Genomic DNA, 19,132 nt, shown 5'->3' with positions numbered 1-19,132 from the left:
TAGTGTAAGACTTGCCTTGAGTGGAAAAAACTTTAGACCATCAAATACAGTAAACCAATAATAAATAACACTGCTAATATCAATAGCAAAAAGCTAAGAATACTGCTTGTTGTACCTGAGCTTTCTCTTTTTACTTTGACCTTTTTAATAATAGGTAGCACCATGATGACATGCTCAATACCGTCTTCAAGATAATGCTCGCCTTCAGGGATAAACCCAAGAGATTGGTAAAAGTTTAGTAGATAAGTCTGGGCTGAGATGATGATAGGTTTTTTACCGTATTTTTTACGGCAATATTTGATAGCCTCTAGCATCATTTGACGGGCGACACCATCACCGCGATGTGCTGCTAAAACCAGCACTCTACCAATCGATGGGATAGGGCCTGATGGGGTGACGGCAGATTTTTTGGTATTAAAAACAGGCGGGATGATGCGGCAATAGCCAATCAGCTGCTCGTTTTGGTGCGCGACCAGATGTAAGCAATCAAAATCGACCTCATCCATATCTTGATAGGGACAGTTTTGCTCTACCACAAACACTTGCGAGCGCGCTTTTAAAATATGATACAGATCAACGGAGGTTAATTCATCAAAGGTTTTTATCGAAATTTCACAAGTCATAATCACACAGCTTCTAACGATTTAAAGGATGATCAAAAATAGGATGCAGCAAAGAGTGAGCATTATAACGATTTCGTACCGCATTAACTATTCAAGGTTTGACTGATTTTATCTAAGTTCAGACTATCTGACATGGCGCTGAATATTTCAAAATACTTGCCGCCTTTATGGTAAAGCTCTTCATGAGTGCCGGTCTCGACCACGCGCCCGTCTTCTATCACTACTAAGTCATCAGCATCAATGATTTGGGCAATATTGTGCGACACCATAATCACAGTACGGTCTTTCTTAATAAGATCTAAGCTTTTTTTGACCTGTTGACTGGCAATAGCGTCTAGGCTGGCCGTTGGTTCATCCAAAAACACAATAGGCGGATCCTTTAAGAACATCCTTGCCAGCGCAATACGTTGCTGCTGTCCACCTGATAGGGATTTTGCGGTACTCTCATAGCCTTTGGATAACGACATGATTTGCTCATGAATAGAGGCTTTTTTTGCTGCAATCACAATATCATCGTCACTAGCACTCATATCACCATAACGGATATTTTCGCCAATCGTACCCGAAAATATATGATTGCTTTGTAGTACCAGCCCGATATTTTGACGCAACTCATGAGTGTCACAGTCGGCTAAATTATGCCCATCTAAATATATCTTGCCGCTATCTGGTGCATAAAACTTTACCAATAGGCTAATAATCGTACTCTTTCCTGCACCGGAGAGGCCCACCAGTGCAGTAATACGATTGGGTTTGATGGTAAAGCTGACATCTTTTAGTGCTTGTGTACCATTAGGATAGGTAAAATCAACGTTCTTTAGCTCAATGTGACCTTTTAAATCTTTACTGCTTCTGCCAGTGATGTTCTCAACTTGGCTTTCATCTTCTAAAATCTCAAAAAAACCTTCGGCATAGGTCAGGGCGTTATTAATCTGATCATAGATACGATGCAATTGACGGATAGGAGCGGCGACGTTTTGGAACAGCATGACATGAAACAAAATCATGCCAATCGTCATCTCGCCTTGTAACACAAAATAAGCCGTGAGAAGAATGATAACCACCACACCAATCTGCTCGATAAAGGTCTTTACGGCATCATAAATAAAACCAATGCTACGAATACGCAGCTGATTATCGGTCATGTCTTTTTGAATCTGTAAATGCTTCTCCGCCTCGATAGATTCACGGACAAACGATTTTACGACACTGATAGAATTAATCAGCGAGATAACCATCCCGCTTTTGGCTTCTCTATAGCCACGCATCTGCCGGCGAAAACCTTGCAAACGCCTCGCTTGTTTTTGACTGATGAAAAAGTAAATGGGAATGATAATCAGACCAACCAAGCCTATCCAAAAGTTGGTCGAAAACATGATAATCAGTGAAACGATGGCGCTGGCAAACAGTGGGAGCATATCGATAAAGAAGTTTTGTACCAAGCTTGTAAGACTACTAACGCCATAATCAATACGGGTTTGCAATTTACCGCTGTCGTTTTCACTACTGGTATAAAACGCCATGCGATAGGTCAAGATACGTTCAATGATTTTTTGTGATAAATCACGAGAGAGATTGATACGAATTTTTTCACCAAAGAAGCGCTGCCCAAAAGATATGAATATCGACAATATCTCTTTGGTCAAGAGCACCGCACTAATAATCCCTAGCATACGTAGACCAGCCTGCCATGGATCTGCAAGCGTAGCAATTTCGGTCAAGGTATCGACGGTATAACGCAGCACAAAGGCATTAACTTGCGCGGTAAAGGAGCCAAGCACCGTTAAGATTAGCGTAGCGATAATTAAGGTTTTGTAAGGCGCGGCAAATACCGCCAGTTTTTTTAGAATATCCCACAACAGCGCCCGCCGTTCTTTTTTCTCGACCGGCGGCTTTTTATCTAACTGCACATGGCTTGACTGGGGGCGAGTTGGCATAAAAACCTATTTAAAGTTTAAAAGGCATCCGCTGGTACAAAAACGTCACCTATCATGATACGACGTGCTGAGCGACTCATCGAGACTTTTTTGGCTTGCCAGCGTCCATCGATCAGTTCGGTTTTTCCGCCGACGAGCAAGGTGCCAGAGGGATGACCAAAACGAACTTCACCTAACTCGCTACCGCCTGCTGCTTCATTAACCAATGTCCCTTGCGTCGTCGCTGCCGCAGCAATAGCAACCGCGGCCGTACCCATCATCGCATGATGCAATTGACCCATACTCATCGCCCGTACGACCAAATCAATATCTGCTGCATCAACGGCTTTGCCACTTGAGGCGCTGTAACTTTGCGCAGGAGCTACCCATGCGATTTTTGGAATATGCTGGCTGGTCTGTGCTTCAGAAACGTCTTTAAATAATCCCATCGCCACACCGCCTGTGGCACGGATTTTCTCAAGCTTGGCAAGTAGCTCACCATCGCTATTAATGTCGCCTTGCAATTCAGTACCGGTAAAGCCTAAATCTTCTGCTTTCATAAAAATAGTTGGAATACCGGCACTGATAAAGGTTGCTTTGACACTATCAATATTTAGACCACAGCCTGAGACATCGAAGTCATCGATTAGATTGTTTGTCGGGAACATGTCACTAGATGAATCAACTGGATCGATGAACTCAATTTTGACTTCAGCGGCTGGGAAGGTCACACCGTCTAATTCAAAGTCACCGGTTTCTTGCACTTGTACCTTGCCTTGCTCATCTTGATACACAGGCACGTGAGCGATAATGGTTTTACTGATATTCTCTTGCCAAATATGCACTTCACAGATGCCAGTATTCGCACTATTGGCGATCTTATCAGCATCGATCAGACCCATATTAATCGCACAAGCGCCAACCGCTGCAGTTAAGTTGCCACAGTTACCCGCCCAATCAATCATAGGCTTGGCAATATTGACTTGTCCAAACAAATAGTTGACATCGTGGTCTGCTTTATCAGATTCAGACAATATTACTGTCTTAGAGGTGCTAGAGCTGCCATTTCCTAAACCGTCGATTTGCTTACCATAAGGATCAGGGCTACCGATGACACGCAATAGGAAATTATCCCGCGACTTGCCAGCGACTTGGCATCGCTCAGGTAAATCAGACAGTTTAAAAAAAGTGCCTTTGGAGGTACCACCGCGCATATAGGTAGCAGGAACGGATAGTTGGGGGGCGAAAGAGGGTTTTGATTGAGCGCTCGTTTGAGTCATTATGGGAAATCCTTATAGCTTAATAATATTATTGAAAATACAAACAATCGACTATTCATTAGCTATCAAATAAATTAGTCTTTGTTGATGGAAATAGATATAGATTGAGTTTTAGCGATCTGGCTGAGTGTTCCATTTATCTACCATATCTGAAATTGTCCACAAACTTGTAGTCACACTTTTTAATAAGCATAGGGCTTGGAAGATATGCAATTGATTTGAATCAATACCAACCAAATCATATGCTTCAGATATTTTACTTGAAGGTAAGTGTGCATCAGCGTGTCTCAATTCATATACGCCCACTAATGGTGCTGTTATTTTACGCACTTGTTCTAAATCATATTTTTTAGCTAGAAAATTTTCTAGTGATTTTAATGAACCTAGTTTTTGTCCTTTTGGAGGTTGAACAATTTCCTGTAATTTATTAGTATCAATATTATCAGCAGTTACTCTTGCAACGTCTTTTGCTAATGCAAAAAAACCTGATTGGTCTAAAGACCTAAAACGATGTATCCTTCGAAAAATTGAATCTAACTCTATATGTTCTTTAAATAGCCTAAAGTTGAAGTTTTTTTCAGTTGACTCACTTAATTTGTTATAGCCTTCTAAAATAAAACTTTCTGGCGCTTTAGTAGACGCAGGATTAGCAGAAACTTGAGAAGCATGAAGCTCTTTTGATATGCCCCCATCAGGCGATATATTATACCCTTGCCATATTATTCTTTGCCATTCAGGTAAATAAGCAATGTCTTTTGCATAGACAGTAATCAAACCAAGCTCGTTGACTCCAAAATGAATGTTATAGCCATATTCATGACAACATGAGACTGTTCCAGTATTTTCTGTATAAAAGCCTAGGTAACCTCCACGCCTATTGTATAGTGTGTCAATAACGTCAGGTTTGAACCATAACCATTTACCACCTTTAAGCAAATCATCGCTATTTTTTTTTGAACCATCCACATCGGTAATAAAGAAAGTAGATGAAGATAGTTCATCCTCTCTTATACGTACACTATGTTTGCCAGGGTAAATTATTTGATCTGTCCAATATTCTGAAAGATATCTGTATAGCTTTTTGCCTTGATGTTTGTAGCTGTAACTATCTGATATTAAATTATCATCCGTTGGGATAGATGATATATCAGGTACATCTTCATCTAAATGAGCATCAGTTCTACTCATATGGAATACAGCTGTTGAGCTACCATAGTGTTCACCTCCTTCATGAATAGGAATTACATGTCCTTTCCAAGTTCCTACAGGAGTTTTCTTTTCTTCCTTATTAGACCAGTTAACCAGATTTGGTACTGAGGTAATATAATCGCGTTCATAATGAGCACTAATTAATAAAGCCATACCCCTAGCACAAAGATAATCTTTAAGAAATTCAGCTTTTATTTCTAATAAGATAGGTTGCCTGTCTGAATTTCTTTCAATTCTTGCAACTTCTATATATCCATCTTTTGGAGATAACCATTTATCATTCTCTGAAATTAAATCAAAAGTTAAAACTAAGTCCTGATTTAGATGCCAAATTGAGACTCTATCTTCAGCATAGCTATCTTGTTCTAAGACTAAATGAATTCCAGTAATATCTTTATCTGTAGCAAGGGTCAAAGGTTTTTGATCTGCTTGATAATAAGAAGAGTTGTGTATGTATCCCTTTTGAATACTTGACAATCCAAAATCGTCCCAACCGTAATTATCTACAATATCTTGCACATTCTCTGTAGGCACAGCAATCGAACCAACACTAAATATCTCTCTTGTATATTTTTCATAACCAAATTTTATAGGATTTTTAAAATGTTTAGCAGCTCTTAACGGAATCCATACTGAGTTATCAAATTTTTTTCTAATATTTTCAGGCATTTCAAGCCAGTTTTGATCAATATTCATTCAACACTCTTTAAATAGTTGCGCAATTTATTTATAAATAAAATATTGAGATATATAATATTATTCTATTTCAGTCCAACCGTTTTTACACTGCTCAATAGACTTAGCCAAATGCACTGCATTAGCAGGCGTTCCTAATAAGTAAAGCGTTTCCATCAAACTGTTGTAATGAGCAAGCGACATCACAGCCACATCGCTATCATTTTTACGACTTATAAAAACCACATCATCGTCATTATTCACTGTATTCAAAACCTTCTTAAAGTCTTTGTTGGCTTCTGAAAAACTTACTGTTTTCATAGTTTCTTCCTTAATCAAGTCTAGGCTGCGGCGATCATAAAACTTTTAGTACTATCTATAAAAAAGCCGATACCATATAAATATACAGCATCGGCTCACTTATTATTTCACACTCATGACACTTACGCGATATCTAACGTGCCATCGATAAACTCTTTGGCAAAGCGCTGTAGCATCCCGCCTGCGTTATACATTTTAACCTCATCAGCGGTATCTAAACGGCAAATGATAGGGGTTTCAGTCGTGCTACCATCAGCACGGTTAATCACCAGCGTCATCATGCCGCCAGCAGAAACTTCGCCTGTGACATCAAAGACTTCTGTGCCGTCTATATTTAGTGTGTTCCGAGTCGTACCTTTTTCAAACTGCAAAGGTAGTGCACCCATACCAACTAAGTTTTGACGATGGATACGCTCAAAATCTTCAGCAACGACGACTTCAACACCTGCTAAACGCACACCTTTGGCAGCCCAATCACGGCTTGAGCCTTGACCATAGCCGTCACCTGCGATAATGATCAGCGGCTGTTCACGGTTCATATAGGTTTCGATTGCTTCCCACATGCGCATGACTTGTCCTTGTGGCTCAACCCTAGCAAGCGAACCTTGTATTACTTCACCTTTTTCATCACGTACCATTTCATTCAATAGCTTTGGATTGGCAAAGGTTGCACGCTGAGCCGTTAAATGGTCGCCGCGATGGGTGGCATAAGAGTTATAGTCCTCGCTTGGCAGACCCATAGTATCAAGGTACTCGCCAGCTGCTGAGTCGCCCAAAATCGCATTAGACGGTGATAAATGGTCAGTGGTAATATTGTCACCTAATACCGCTAGCGGACGCATACCTTTTAGCTTATTCATCGCTGCCATTTTGCCTTCCCAATAGGGTGGACGACGAATATAAGTGGTCTGATCACGCCAGTTATAAAGTGGGCTTAATGCTTTACCCGTGTCTTTTTTGGCTTCATCAAACATCGGGATATACACAGCATTGAACTGCTCAGGCTTCACGGCTTTGGCAACGATGGCATCGACTTCGTCATCATCAAACCAGATGTCTTTTAGATAAACATCATTGCCATCCGTGTCTTTGCCCAATGAATCTTTTTCAATATCAAAACGGATATTACCGGCGATAGCATAAGCGATGACCAGTGGCGGTGATGCTAAGAACGCTTGCTTGGCATACGGGTGGATACGACCATCAAAGTTACGGTTACCCGATAATACCGCAGTGGTGAACAGATCGTTATCGATGATTTCTTTTTCGATATCAGGATCAAGCGCGCCACTCATACCATTACAAGTGGTACAAGCAAAGCCAACCACGTCAAAGCCGATTTCTTGTAGCTCAGGCATCAGACCCGCTTCTTCTAGGTACATTTTGACCGTTTTCGAACCTGGCGCTAAAGACGATTTCACCCAAGGCTTACGCAATAAGCCTTTTTTATTAGCATTACGCGCAACCAAACCTGCAGCAACCATATTGCGCGGGTTAGAAGTATTGGTACAGCTGGTAATTGCGGCGATAATCACGGCACCATCTGGCATCAAACCATCTTTTGGTTCAGGTAATTTATCACCTTCGCCATGAGCAATACCTTTCGCAACCAAGTCTGTGGTTGATACGCGCGCATGCGGACGTGAAGGGCCTGCCATATTACGTACCACAGCGGATAAATCAAACTCAAGCACACGTGCGTATTCTGCATTTTCCATGCCATCAGCCCATAGGCCTGTCTGCTTGGCATACTGCTCAACCAATTTAATTTGTGCTTCGCTACGACCAGTTAGGCGTAGATAGTCGATGGTTTGCTCATCGATATAGAACATAGCCGCCGTTGCGCCATATTCTGGTGTCATGTTTGAGATAGATGCACGGTCACCAACGCTTAATTGGCGCGCACCTTCACCGAAGAATTCAATATAAGTAGACACCACGCCTGCATCACGCAAGAACTCGGTCATAGCCAATACCAAATCGGTACCAGTAATGCCTCTTTGTAATTTACCCGTTAGCTTAACACCAACATAATCTGGGAGGCGCATGTATGATGGGTTACCCAACATCACACTTTCCGCTTCAAGCCCGCCAACACCAATTGAGATAACGCCTAAAGCATCAACCATCGGCGTGTGGCTATCGGTACCGACCAAGGTATCGGCAAACGCCACTTGTTCACCGGCTTTATTTTGCACCACTTGTACAACCGGTGACATTTTTTCTAGGTTGATTTGGTGCATGATGCCGTTACCAGGCGGTACCACGTTGACATTATCAAAGGCATACTGACACCAGTTGATAAAGTGAAAACGGTCATCATTACGGCGCTCTTCGATAGCACGGTTTTTCTCAAAAGCGTTTTCTTCAAAACCTGCATGCTCAACGGCCAATGAATGGTCAACAATTAATTGTGTTGGGACGATTGGATTCACTTTTGATGGGTCACCGCCTTGTTCTGCGATGGCGTCACGTAGACCTGCCAAATCAACAAACGCGGTTTGACCTAGGATGTCATGACAAACGACGCGAGCAGGGTACCAAGGAAAATCTAAATCTTGCTTGCCTTCGATATGTTGCTTGAGCGCTGCGGTTAAATCTTCTGATGGGCAGCGGCGTACCAAGTTTTCACACAATACTTTTGAGCAGAACGGTAGCTTGTCATACGCGCCAGCTTCGATGTTTTCGATGGCTTCACGGGTATCAAAGTAATATAAATCTGTGCCAGGTAATGGCTTTTTAAAGGGTTCATTCATCGGTTGTACAAGGGCGTTGTCCATAAGTCACCTTTAGCTGTTGGCTGGTTAAATGTGGGTTGAAAATGCAAAAAATAATTAGGTTAAGTATAAGAAAACTCTACAGAATTAATGAGTCCACTATCAATATTGATATTAGTAAAACTTTTAGGTCTGTAAACAGGTTTGCTGTCCTTAACATCTACGGGCAAAATTTCATGAAGACCTATACTTGATAACTTTGGGACTTCATAATTATTAGGATTTAGGCTTAATAGTATATTTGTACCTCGTAAACCAAATAAAAATAACCCAACCTCGTCATTCATATTTATTGGCATTATTAATTGTTCGGTAGAATTATTAGGAACGCCTTCTTTATTCTCCAAAAGATACATTCCCATTTTGTATGAAAAAGGTTCTTTGCCTAAGGCGATTGCTACAGCATAAGGTGCTGGATAACCTTTTATCGAATCAGAAAAACCCATTCCAATATGAAAATTACAATCAATACTTAAATTTATTGCAGTTTTTAATAACCATCTCTCAAATAATATTCCATTAATCGGTCTCTCAGTTTTCCCTTTTCCAAAACAATTAATGGCGTATTTTGCTTCCGAATCTAAAATTGAAAAGTCATTATTATGTTTTTTGCATAGAATTTTACGGGTTAGCGAGTTAATTCCAACTTTTTTAATATTTTCACACCAATCAAATCCTTCTACAAAAACTATTCCGTCAGGGAAAAGAGATTTTGAAACCAAGTGTTCAGCTGTAATCTCCCCTTGACAGTCACTAAAACATGCAGCCCAACATTTATTTTTATTATTTTGCATAGAACTATTTCCGAAAAAAATAGCCAAGTCGAGCGACTTTAAATAATAAAAACCTCTCGTCTTGGCAAGATAATAAACACGCTTTTGATATTTTTATTTTTGCAGGCAGATTAACGCGCGCTCATCTCTGGTACTGGGCGCAGCTCTTCGCCAGTATATTCCGCACTTGGGCGAATGATACGGTTGTTAGCACGTTGCTCAAACACGTGTGCGGCCCAGCCTGTTAGACGCGAGCAAACAAAGATTGGCGTGAACAGCTTGGTTGGAATACCCATAAAGTGATAGGCAGACGCATGGAAAAAATCAGCATTACAGAACAACTTCTTCTCGCGCCACATGACTTCTTCACAGCGTACTGATACTGGGTATAGCACTTCATCACCAACATCGGCTGCTAGCTTCTCAGCCCAGCCCTTAATAACGACGTTACGTGGGTCTGATTCGCTATAGATAGCATGACCAAAGCCCATGATTTTGTCTTTACGCGCTAGCATTGCCATCATCTCAGACTCTGCTTGATCAGGAGAGGTAAATCCTTCAATCATATCCATCGCCGCTTCGTTGGCGCCGCCATGCAAGTGACCGCGTAATGAGCCAATCGCGCCAGTGATACAAGAATGAATGTCAGACAGGGTAGAGGCACACACACGAGCCGTAAAGGTTGAAGCGTTAAACTCGTGCTCTGCATAAAGAATCAGTGATACGTTCATTACCTTAGTATGTAGCTCGTTTGGTTTTTCACCTTTAAGCAGATGTAAGAAATGACCGCCAATCGTATCATCGTCGGTTTCAGTTTCGATACGCACATTGTCGTGGGTAAAGCGATACCAGTAATTGATGATTGATGGGAAAACCGCCAGCATACGATCCGTTTTATCATTCTCTTGTGAGAAGTCAGTTTCCATCTCAAGGTTACCAAGCATCGAGCAACCGGTACGTAATACGTCCATCGGATGGGCATCTGCAGGAATACGCTCAAGCACATCTTTTAATGCTTGTGGTAAGCCACGTAAACCTTTCAATTTAGTTTGATAAGCATCAAGCTCACTTTGGGTAGGTAAGTTGCCGTATAGCAACATATAAGCCACTTCCTCAAAGATGCATTTGTCAGCAAGCTCTGATACGTCATAACCGCGATAAGTCAGACCAGAGCCTGATTTTCCAACGGTAGACAAAGCGGTCTTACCTGCTACTTGACCACGTAAACCTGCGCCTGAAAGTTCTTTCTGTGCTGCCATGATAAATTCCTTTTGTTGGTAGCTTGTGTTGGATAAAATATAAAGGTACTGCAAATATCAAATACTGCGTTGACATCCTCATTGATATGAAAATCAACGCTTTTAACCGCTAAAACTACTTATTATCTGCAAACAGTTTGTCTAGCGTTTGTTCAAACTCATGATAGTTTAAGAAGTCATACAGCTCCATACGGGTTTGCATGGTGTCAACAACTTTGTCTTGTGTGCCATCAGTCAATAGATGCTGATATACGTTTAATGCCGCTTTGTTCATCGCACGGAAGGCTGATAATGGATAAAGCACCATATCAACACCCACCGCATATAACTGCTCGGTGGTATATAGATCGGTCTGACCAAATTCGGTCATATTAGCTAGGACTGGAATATCAAGCACGTCGGTAAACTTACGGTACATCTCAATATCAGTGAGTGCTTCGGCAAAAATCATATCCGCGCCAGCTTCTTGAAAAGCAACCGCGCGCTCAACCGCTGCATCAAGACCTTCGACAGATAGGGCGTCGGTACGTGCCATCACCACAAAATCTTTGTCCGTCTTGGCATCAATTGCCGCTTTTAGGCGATCGACCATTTCTGAGATACTAACGATTTCTTTATTTGGACGATGACCACAACGCTTTTGCGCCACTTGGTCTTCGATATGAACCGCCGCCACACCGGCTTTTTCCATTTTACGAATGGTTTGAGCAATATTAAATGCACCACCAAAACCGGTGTCAATATCAACCAATAATGGCGTATCAACCGCATCGGTAATACGGCGCGCATCTTCTAAGACGTTATCAAGGCTAGTCATACCCAAGTCTGGCAAGCCAAATGAGGCATTGGCCACGCCAGCACCAGAGAGATATAAGGCTTGATGACCAACTTGAGTTGCCATCATTGCTGTATAAGCGTTAATCGCGCCAGCAATCTGTAGCGGTTGATTATTATCATTTTTTTGTTTCATTGCACTGCGAAAGCGAGCGCCAGCTGATAGGGTCATGTCGTGGTCCTTACGTGGAGGGAAGATCTTGTCGTTATCATTCGCGATTCAATCGTTGTGCTTGATTATAACCAATTATTCAGGACTGCAAAGCGGGATTTTCATTCAACTGTTAATATAAATTAAATTCATAAATTAAATATATTAATACTATTTATTTTATGGATAATACTATCCATTAATTAGAGGTTTGTATCCATTAGTATTCATAACGTATCAAACGCTGAATTTCTTCTTATTAGATATTTACATCTGGTTACAATTATATCTATCAGCGTTTTATCATTGTCTACAAAAAAGCCCTCTTAGTCTGGATAAAAGGGCTTTTACTCTATTAAGTCTATCGTAGCCTAAATTGACGTACGGTTATATTTAACCAATAAGACCTGCAAGGCTAGCTAGGAATAACAAGGTAAAGCCACCTAAGAATACAAGCCCTGCAATCGAATAGGCGTTCATACCGGCTGATAGCTTTTTATGGTTTTTCACGAGCGAATAGTTTAACCAACCAAAGATAGGCGCGGATATAAAGGCAGATATCATAGCGAACTTCAGCATAGCGCCTAATTGTCCGGCAAAGAAGCTAATAATCAAAAGACCGCCACCAATAGCATAAGTGGTCCAAAAGGCGATTTGTTTTTTATTAATCTCGTCTTCACCTTTTAGTAAGCGCCAGCATTCGGCATTGGCACGTCCATAGCCATCCGCACAGGTAATAGTGGTGCCAAACATACACATAAAGGCGACAAAGGCGACCAGTAGTCTTGACCATTCACCGATAGTGGCGGTATACATATTGATAAGCTGATCAATATAAGCGACACCTGCGGTTTGAATCTCTTGACCTGAGCCGTATTGTACGAAAACGCCCAACGCTAAAAAGAACAAGGCTAAAATAGCGGAAACTAAGAAACCGACATTAAAATCCAGTAAGCCCTGACGGTGAGTGGTATTGTCCGCTTTTCTCTTGGCTGACGTCCACATCGAGGTGATGGCAGCGAACTCAAGTGGTGCTGGCATCCAACCCATAAGAGCCACAATAAACCCTAAAGTCGCCAAGTTCCAAGGAGAGGCAGGGACAAAATCCGCCACCATAACCGTCGGCTTACCAGCAGCAATCATCACCGCTAACACGGTTGCGGATACGAGCGCAATCATAATCCACTTAGTCACGCCGTCAAGCAATTTATAATGACCAGCAATCAGAAAAAACCAACATACCGCAACGATGATGACAGCTAAGGCAATACTTGATAGCCCTACAGATGCGGGAAGCATAAAGCCCAATATCACTGCCGCAAGCAATGTCACAGCCCCCGTACTAATCACCGCCGATAAAATAGATAGGATAAAATAAATCCAGAGATAGGCTTTTGAGCGTTTGGCATAGCCTGCGATTAAGCTCTCGCCAGTGTCGTAGACATAATCGGTGGCAAAGCGGAAGAACGGATACTTAAAGACGTTGGCTAATATAATCATAATCGCCAGCTGCCAGCCATATAACGCGCCAGCCTGTGTCGATGAAATCAGATGCGAGCCGCCAATAGCAGCAGTCGCCATCAGAATACCGGGACCAAAGATTCGCCAGCTAAAGCCTTCTTGCTGCGCGGAGAGAGTATCGCCTGTGGCGCTTGGGTTATTGAGTGGTTGTGTGGTCATGCTTACCTCGAAATGGTTAAAACGGCAAATCATCACTTACCTGTGTCAGTTTGCCAATGATCATGAGCGCATCGCTTAATACTATTCATTAGCACTGTTTCTTAAAACGATTTGTATTGTATCGACTTTAGCACACCAATCTGGTTTAGTAGAATGATTATTTATATAATTATTACTTATTTTTTGCATAGCCATTCCTGATAGTTAGCATAACTAAATATAAATATCAAGATTTATCAATGGCTATTTTTTCGGGCTTCTTTATACCACAATTATGACTCAATATCTGATAATTTAGCGCTGAGATTCAAATTTTTGCTGGCGGTAAGTAATGCCACGCTGCTCATAGACATGATAAGTCGCACGCAATAAGTCAGGAATATGAGGATGCACAAAATCCTTAAGTGTATGCAGATAAATAGGTGAGGTGACGTTTTCGTGAATGAGACGCTGATAGCTGATCTGCTCCGTACGCACCGTTTTTAAGCTGGCAGGGACTAAGGTGATGCCTTCGCCCGCCGCTACTAACCCGAGTGCCACTTGCAAGTCACTGACGGTGGTGGTCATAAATGGAGAGATGCCGTACTGTGCAAATAAATATAGTAAAGGCTCTGTTATCTGCTCAACAGTAGAGGCTTGATTATGGCTCGTATTATTTTTCTTATTCTGCCCCAAGGTTTTAGGAATCCCTGTGCCTGACACCGTTTCTGGTGTTGTAGATACAGGTAAGTGGGTTTGATGATAGAGAATCAGGCGGTTATTGGCCAAATCGATCAAGCGTTGCTCGCGCACATTGGCAAGCGGATGGGCTTTGGGGAGGGCAACGACATAGCGCTCGTGGCGTAACAGTATTTGCTGTATCCATGGGTCTTGATGGGCAAAGCGTCCAAAACCAATATCGATATCACCAGATTTGAGCGCATCCATTTGCTGATAGGAGCTAATGTCCTTTAGATTGACGTCAATCTCAGGATTGGACTGCTTCAATCTGGCAATAATCTCAGGTAGCAACCCATACAGTATAGAGGGTACAAAACCGATATTTAATGCGCTGCTAGGGGCAGATAAGCGCTGGGTCATACCAACAACCGTATCAACTTCTGTCAGTATGGTACTAATTTTATCGTAAAAGAACGTGCCAGCTTCTGTTAAATGTAGCGGTCTATGATAACGGTCAACCAGCATCACGCCCATGTCTGTCTCAAGTTGCTTGAGCAAACGGCTTAGACTGGGCTGTGACAATCCTATTTTGGTAGCGGCTGCACTAAAGCTCCGAAGCTCGGCAACGGCAATAAACGCATTGAGCTGCTTTAAATCCATGTTTTATGCTCATTTATCTGTAATATCATGTCGATTGATGAAGCGGATACTACTGTATTTTATATCAATAACAGCAAAACTATAAAATTATGCTTGAAGCATCTGAGTTGACACTCTATATTGTTTATTAACGATAGCGTTACACTTTAGCAAACTAAAAAACTTTTCCCTTCATTCTAGCAGTCATCTACGGTTTCGTGGCATAAACTGGTTTGGTATCACTTCATGAGCGACAAAAAAGACAAGCAAAGCGCCGATTTAGAGGCAAACTTAGCAAAAATCGCTAATACGAAGCCACGACTGCGTAATCGTAAACATAATATCTATGAGCGTTATATCACTCGTGTTGAAAGCGTAGAAACTATTGAAAGTACTATTGAAAATACAGAAAATGATCCCGAGCCAACTGTCACCACTGATGCTTATGATGAGACTGATGTTGGTCTTAGTGCAAGTCTATTGGACAGTTCTGTTCAGCCGCACATATTACAACCGCTCAAAAACGCTGACAAGCTGTCATCCTATGAGCCACTAAGTGCAGCAGAACTAGAGTTATTTGGCAGCCAAGAGCAAGATAGTGTGGAAAATACAGCAGGGTTACAGATATCTGATAACGCGAGCACATCGGTAAGCTTGGACTTCTCTGATGAAGATGAGAAGGTTATACACCCTTTAATGACAACTGAGGCGACTGATAACGCAGCTTCTACAGTTAAAAACGAAGATACTGAGGTAAATGATAGCGCTTATATTGATGAACCTATCAGCACTGCATCTTTGATAACCTTACCCATCAAAAAATCGAAAAAAAAGAAAGCAGTAAAATCAATACAAAAGCAGAAGAGTAGTAAAAAGCCGCTCATTATCGGTATGGTGCTTGGCTCACTCATGATTTCTGGTGCTGTATTCACGTTAATTGCGACTGGTTTCTTGTCCACCGGTACTACGTCTACAGCGTTAAATGAAGCTGGCATGCCTATTAATGAAAACGCGACTCAGACAAGTCCGGTCACCAAACAAACAGCTACTGACACTGAAATGAACACCACTGAGAAAAATGTTGTGGTACAGGCTAATACGCCACCTGCTGTCATTGAAGTGCCCAGTGACTCTGACTCTGCCAAATCATCAATACCCAAGCCTGAAACGAACGCAATGAACAATGAGGCAGCTGCTAGTACGTCAACATCCAAGCCTGCCATCACATACGAAGATTTTAGAGAAGAGTCACAAAACACGCTATATCGTGAAACCAATGATTAGCGTCATAAAAACTCTTGTCTTAAATAACTTTCTTGCTTTTCTTTAGGCTCTTTTTTAACCAATGGTCAAATATGAACGGACCAAATGGTAAGAACGAGCCAAGCACGCCGGCAGGGATCGCCCATATAGGCATTTTTATTTTGACGGCTGTGCCCATGAGTACAACAATATAGGCGATGAATAAGCCGCCGTGAGCCATACCGATATATTTTACCCCTTCTGGAATGTCCATCATGTACTTTAGTGGCATAGCGATGCAGAGCAACAGTAAAAACGAGGTGCCTTCTAGATAACCTATCATCGTAAGCGTTTTTAATGCTGTATTTTGTTCTGTTGTAAGATTAGAGGCGGGTTCAAACATTGGCTGAGCCTGTGGCACTGTATTTTCCTTTTGTCATCGACATATAAGGTATGATCGTTTAACGAGGTAAGCAATAATAGCAGCCGTAGGTTGCTACTATTGTCTTTAGTAAAAAAACCAATAGAACGGTCAATATATGTGCAAATAAAACAGATTAAGTTAAAAAGCTTGCTAGCTAAGCATCAAGGGCAGGGGGCTTACTTTCAAATTCCGCAAGCATCTTAGTAATGAGCTGGTCTTTTTGCTGCCAAACTTGCTCAACCCAATCAAACATTTCTGCTTTTATCGCCTCATCAGTCTCATAGCCGCCATTTTGAACACTGGCAAATAAGTCATCAGGCATCTTAATATGTCTGACATCGACGCCCAAACGCTTGATATTGCCTTTCCATAAGTCGCCATATGTCGGCACACCATCAGGATAGACGATGGTCATATCTAAAATACCATCGATGTCTTCGCCAAGCGCACTAATCGCTAGCGACAAGCCGCCCGCTCTTGGTTTAAGCAAATGCGTATAGGGCGACTGCTGCTTATCCCGTTTTACAGTGGTAAAACGTGTGCCTTCTAGATAATTTAACAGTGTAAAAGGCTTGTCTTTCAGCAATGCACAAGCGCGTTTTGCTTCTTCGATATCTTTGCCTTTTAAGGCAGGATTTTTCGCAATCGCCTCTTTAGAGTGTCGACGCATCATTGGAAAATCGAGAAAATAGAAAGCTTGACCAATAACTGGAATATATATCAGCTCAAACTTAGTAAAAAATCGCGTCAATGGCAAACGCTTTTCACTAATATATTGCACGATACTGGTATCAACCCATGATTGGTGATTGCTTACCAGTAAATACTTGCCCTTGGTATGGATATCGTCAGGTAGGCTGATACGCCAGTCTTTATCCGGCAGAATGTTATCGATCATCGCGTTATTGCTGTTAATCCAATAATTGGTCACATCAATGACCGCTTTATCAGCAATCGCTGCACCAGTCACAGCTTTGGCTGCACCCATAATCCATACAGGAGGACCTGCCAACATACTATTAAAAGTAATAACGCCTGTTGCTGTGGTCAGCGAAGCGATTTTGCCAAGTTTAGGATTGCGTTCATGTAGTTTTTGAACGAATGATTTAAATCGCATGTTAAATCCTCTTAACCTTACATATTATAAGTGGTTAGTAACGTAGTGGCATAATACTAGCAGAAATTGATAGGCGTGTTTACGTAATTGGTTTGGCTTTACATTTCACCGTTAGTCGTGGATATAGCTAATAGACGTCAATCGTATTTGATTTATTTTTATATCAAACTAGGTTTATAATGTACCGTTAATATTTAGAGGGTTTACAGTCGATGATCGAAACGAACACTCTTGAGCTCACGACAAGCCAAAAACAATAAAAAATCCAGTGCTAAATACTTAACACTGGATCAATAAGACCAATCACTCAAAGTACCAATCAGCCTTGTAGCTGGTCAATCATACCTTGGTATTTGTCTTTTTTCTCAGCAATCTTACTACGCTCTTCTTCTGCATTGTCTACCGATTCTTCAGAGTCTGCCACTTTCTTATCAAAAGCTTCTAACTCGGCAGTTTTGGCATCCAAAAGTCTGTTAAGCATAATAGCAACCGCTTTTTCAGAAACGTCAAGCGTCATATTAGAAGCTTCAGACGTAAAATCCTCTTTAAGCTTAGCAGCCCATTGATAGATATTAGCTATCGTCGCACTATGCTTGTCCTCATGCTTGTCTTCATTTTCAGAATCAGACTTATCCTCTTCGTCAGATTTCGCTTCTTTTTTGTCAGAAATAAAGTCATCTTTGAGCTTAGAAGCCCATTGATAGATATTAGCTATCGTCGTACTGTGCTTATCTTCTTTGTCAGAATTGTCATCTTGATCGTCTTTATTGGACTCATCATCCTTGCCAGACTTAGTTTCTTCATCAACCTCATAGTCTTTGTCAGCATTGTAATCTTCAAAATCACCGTCTTCATAAACGACAGTATCACCTTTTACTACTTCTACGCCTGTTACCGCATCATTTGAAGGCGTTGTCGCTGCACTCTCAAGAGACTCTAAGGCATTTTTAATGTTATCGTTATTAGTAGACTTGTCAGACATGATTTATGATCCTTTTAATGGCATTAAGTGAAATATATTTACCGCCAATATTATGCCAGTACAATTATTTATTCAGTATCTTAATGTAAATTACATGTTTCAATTTGCTAAAAAGACGGCTACACCTTAAACAACTTCCATTTCTAATAGTGTTGTAGATGACGCTTCTAACTGATCATATTTTATCACCACATTATTACCTTCAAGACTGGTATCAAGCTCAACATGATAAGTAGCAAGCGTGACACTTGTATCATCCAAGCATTGACCGGTGGCAAGGTTAAATCTCTGCTTATAAATAGGTGAGGCCACATACAGTACTGCTTCATCAATGCCAGCATCGTTGATAACAGTAGTGCTTCCAATTAACCCTCTAGATAATACATTGGTTTGACTAAAGGGGTCATAGTTATCAAGCGCAAACAGCTTAGCGTCCTTAGTGCGAAAAATTGCCACTTGTTTACCCTCTATCAGTGCGCAAACACCAGTCTCAGGGAGTATGTCTTCTAATCTGCAAACGGTATACTGGTTCATTGGGTGATCCTTATTCGTATATGATCGGAAAGTGTT

General features: G+C 41.4%; 16 protein-coding genes. 1 reads left to right on the top strand and 15 read right to left on the bottom strand.

Annotation, left to right across the window (positions count from 1 at the left end; genetic code table 11):
• Positions 1–32: 32 nt before the first annotated feature.
• The 11 genes from FQ083_RS00360 to FQ083_RS00310 all read right to left on the bottom strand — a co-directional run bounded on the left by FQ083_RS00360 (position 33) and on the right by FQ083_RS00310 (position 14,818).
• The gene (locus FQ083_RS00360) at positions 33–623 is read right to left on the bottom strand and encodes a GNAT family N-acetyltransferase (RefSeq protein ID WP_011513636.1); all 591 of its coding nucleotides are present in this window, start codon (positions 621–623) and stop codon (positions 33–35) included.
• 83 nt (positions 624–706) lie between these two features.
• Entirely contained in the window at positions 707–2,560 is a 1,854-nt protein-coding gene (locus FQ083_RS00355) for an ABC transporter ATP-binding protein (protein ID WP_149408281.1), read from the bottom strand.
• 17 nt (positions 2,561–2,577) lie between these two features.
• Complete coding sequence (prpF, locus tag FQ083_RS00350) at positions 2,578–3,819, bottom strand: 2-methylaconitate cis-trans isomerase PrpF (RefSeq protein ID WP_149408280.1); 1,242 nt, start codon at positions 3,817–3,819, stop codon at positions 2,578–2,580.
• 111 nt (positions 3,820–3,930) lie between these two features.
• Positions 3,931–5,724, bottom strand: a complete 1,794-nt coding sequence (locus FQ083_RS00345; RefSeq protein WP_149408279.1) for a hypothetical protein — start codon at positions 5,722–5,724, stop codon at positions 3,931–3,933.
• 60 nt (positions 5,725–5,784) lie between these two features.
• Entirely contained in the window at positions 5,785–6,024 is a 240-nt protein-coding gene (locus FQ083_RS00340; protein ID WP_149408278.1) for a type II toxin-antitoxin system Phd/YefM family antitoxin, read from the bottom strand.
• 122 nt (positions 6,025–6,146) lie between these two features.
• Positions 6,147–8,780: a Fe/S-dependent 2-methylisocitrate dehydratase AcnD gene (gene acnD, locus FQ083_RS00335; protein ID WP_223145214.1), complete on the bottom strand. Its 2,634-nt coding sequence runs from the start codon at positions 8,778–8,780 to the stop codon at positions 6,147–6,149.
• Between the two features lie 83 nt (positions 8,781–8,863).
• Positions 8,864–9,595 (bottom strand): hypothetical protein, encoded by a 732-nt coding sequence (locus FQ083_RS00330; RefSeq protein WP_149408276.1) that lies wholly within the window; start codon positions 9,593–9,595, stop codon positions 8,864–8,866.
• Positions 9,596–9,705: 110 nt separating this feature from the next.
• Complete coding sequence (prpC, locus tag FQ083_RS00325) at positions 9,706–10,833, bottom strand: 2-methylcitrate synthase (protein ID WP_011513643.1); 1,128 nt, start codon at positions 10,831–10,833, stop codon at positions 9,706–9,708.
• A gap of 115 nt (positions 10,834–10,948) precedes the next feature.
• Positions 10,949–11,839 carry a methylisocitrate lyase gene (gene prpB, locus FQ083_RS00320; protein ID WP_149408275.1) on the bottom strand — a complete coding sequence of 297 codons (891 nt, stop codon included), beginning with the start codon at positions 11,837–11,839 and terminating at the stop codon, positions 10,949–10,951.
• Positions 11,840–12,211: 372 nt separating this feature from the next.
• Entirely contained in the window at positions 12,212–13,498 is a 1,287-nt protein-coding gene (locus FQ083_RS00315; RefSeq protein WP_149408274.1) for an NRAMP family divalent metal transporter, read from the bottom strand.
• Positions 13,499–13,792: 294 nt separating this feature from the next.
• Positions 13,793–14,818, bottom strand: a complete 1,026-nt coding sequence (locus tag FQ083_RS00310; protein ID WP_149408273.1) for a LysR family transcriptional regulator — start codon at positions 14,816–14,818, stop codon at positions 13,793–13,795.
• A gap of 225 nt (positions 14,819–15,043) precedes the next feature.
• Here FQ083_RS00310 and FQ083_RS00305 point away from each other — a divergent pair, with 225 nt between their 5' ends.
• Positions 15,044–16,081 carry a hypothetical protein gene (locus FQ083_RS00305; protein WP_149408272.1) on the top strand — a complete coding sequence of 346 codons (1,038 nt, stop codon included), beginning with the start codon at positions 15,044–15,046 and terminating at the stop codon, positions 16,079–16,081.
• Positions 16,082–16,100: 19 nt separating this feature from the next.
• Here FQ083_RS00305 and FQ083_RS00300 read toward each other — a convergent pair whose 3' ends face one another.
• From FQ083_RS00300 to nirD, 4 genes are all read right to left on the bottom strand, one after another.
• Complete coding sequence (locus tag FQ083_RS00300) at positions 16,101–16,442, bottom strand: DUF3817 domain-containing protein (RefSeq protein WP_149408271.1); 342 nt, start codon at positions 16,440–16,442, stop codon at positions 16,101–16,103.
• 175 nt (positions 16,443–16,617) lie between these two features.
• A complete protein-coding gene (locus FQ083_RS00295) occupies positions 16,618–17,580 on the bottom strand; it encodes an acyltransferase (protein WP_149408270.1) in 963 nt (320 codons plus the stop codon).
• A 319-nt stretch (positions 17,581–17,899) separates the two neighbouring features.
• The gene (locus tag FQ083_RS00290; protein WP_149408269.1) at positions 17,900–18,562 is read right to left on the bottom strand and encodes a hypothetical protein; all 663 of its coding nucleotides are present in this window, start codon (positions 18,560–18,562) and stop codon (positions 17,900–17,902) included.
• Between the two features lie 126 nt (positions 18,563–18,688).
• Complete coding sequence (gene nirD / locus FQ083_RS00285) at positions 18,689–19,096, bottom strand: nitrite reductase small subunit NirD (RefSeq protein WP_149408268.1); 408 nt, start codon at positions 19,094–19,096, stop codon at positions 18,689–18,691.
• Between the last annotated feature and the right edge of the window lie 36 nt (positions 19,097–19,132).

Source organism: Psychrobacter sp. ANT_H59 (assembly GCF_008369225.1).
Classification (GTDB): Bacteria; Pseudomonadota; Gammaproteobacteria; order Pseudomonadales; family Moraxellaceae; genus Psychrobacter; species Psychrobacter cryohalolentis.
This window is presented reverse-complemented; position numbering and strand designations above follow the sequence as displayed.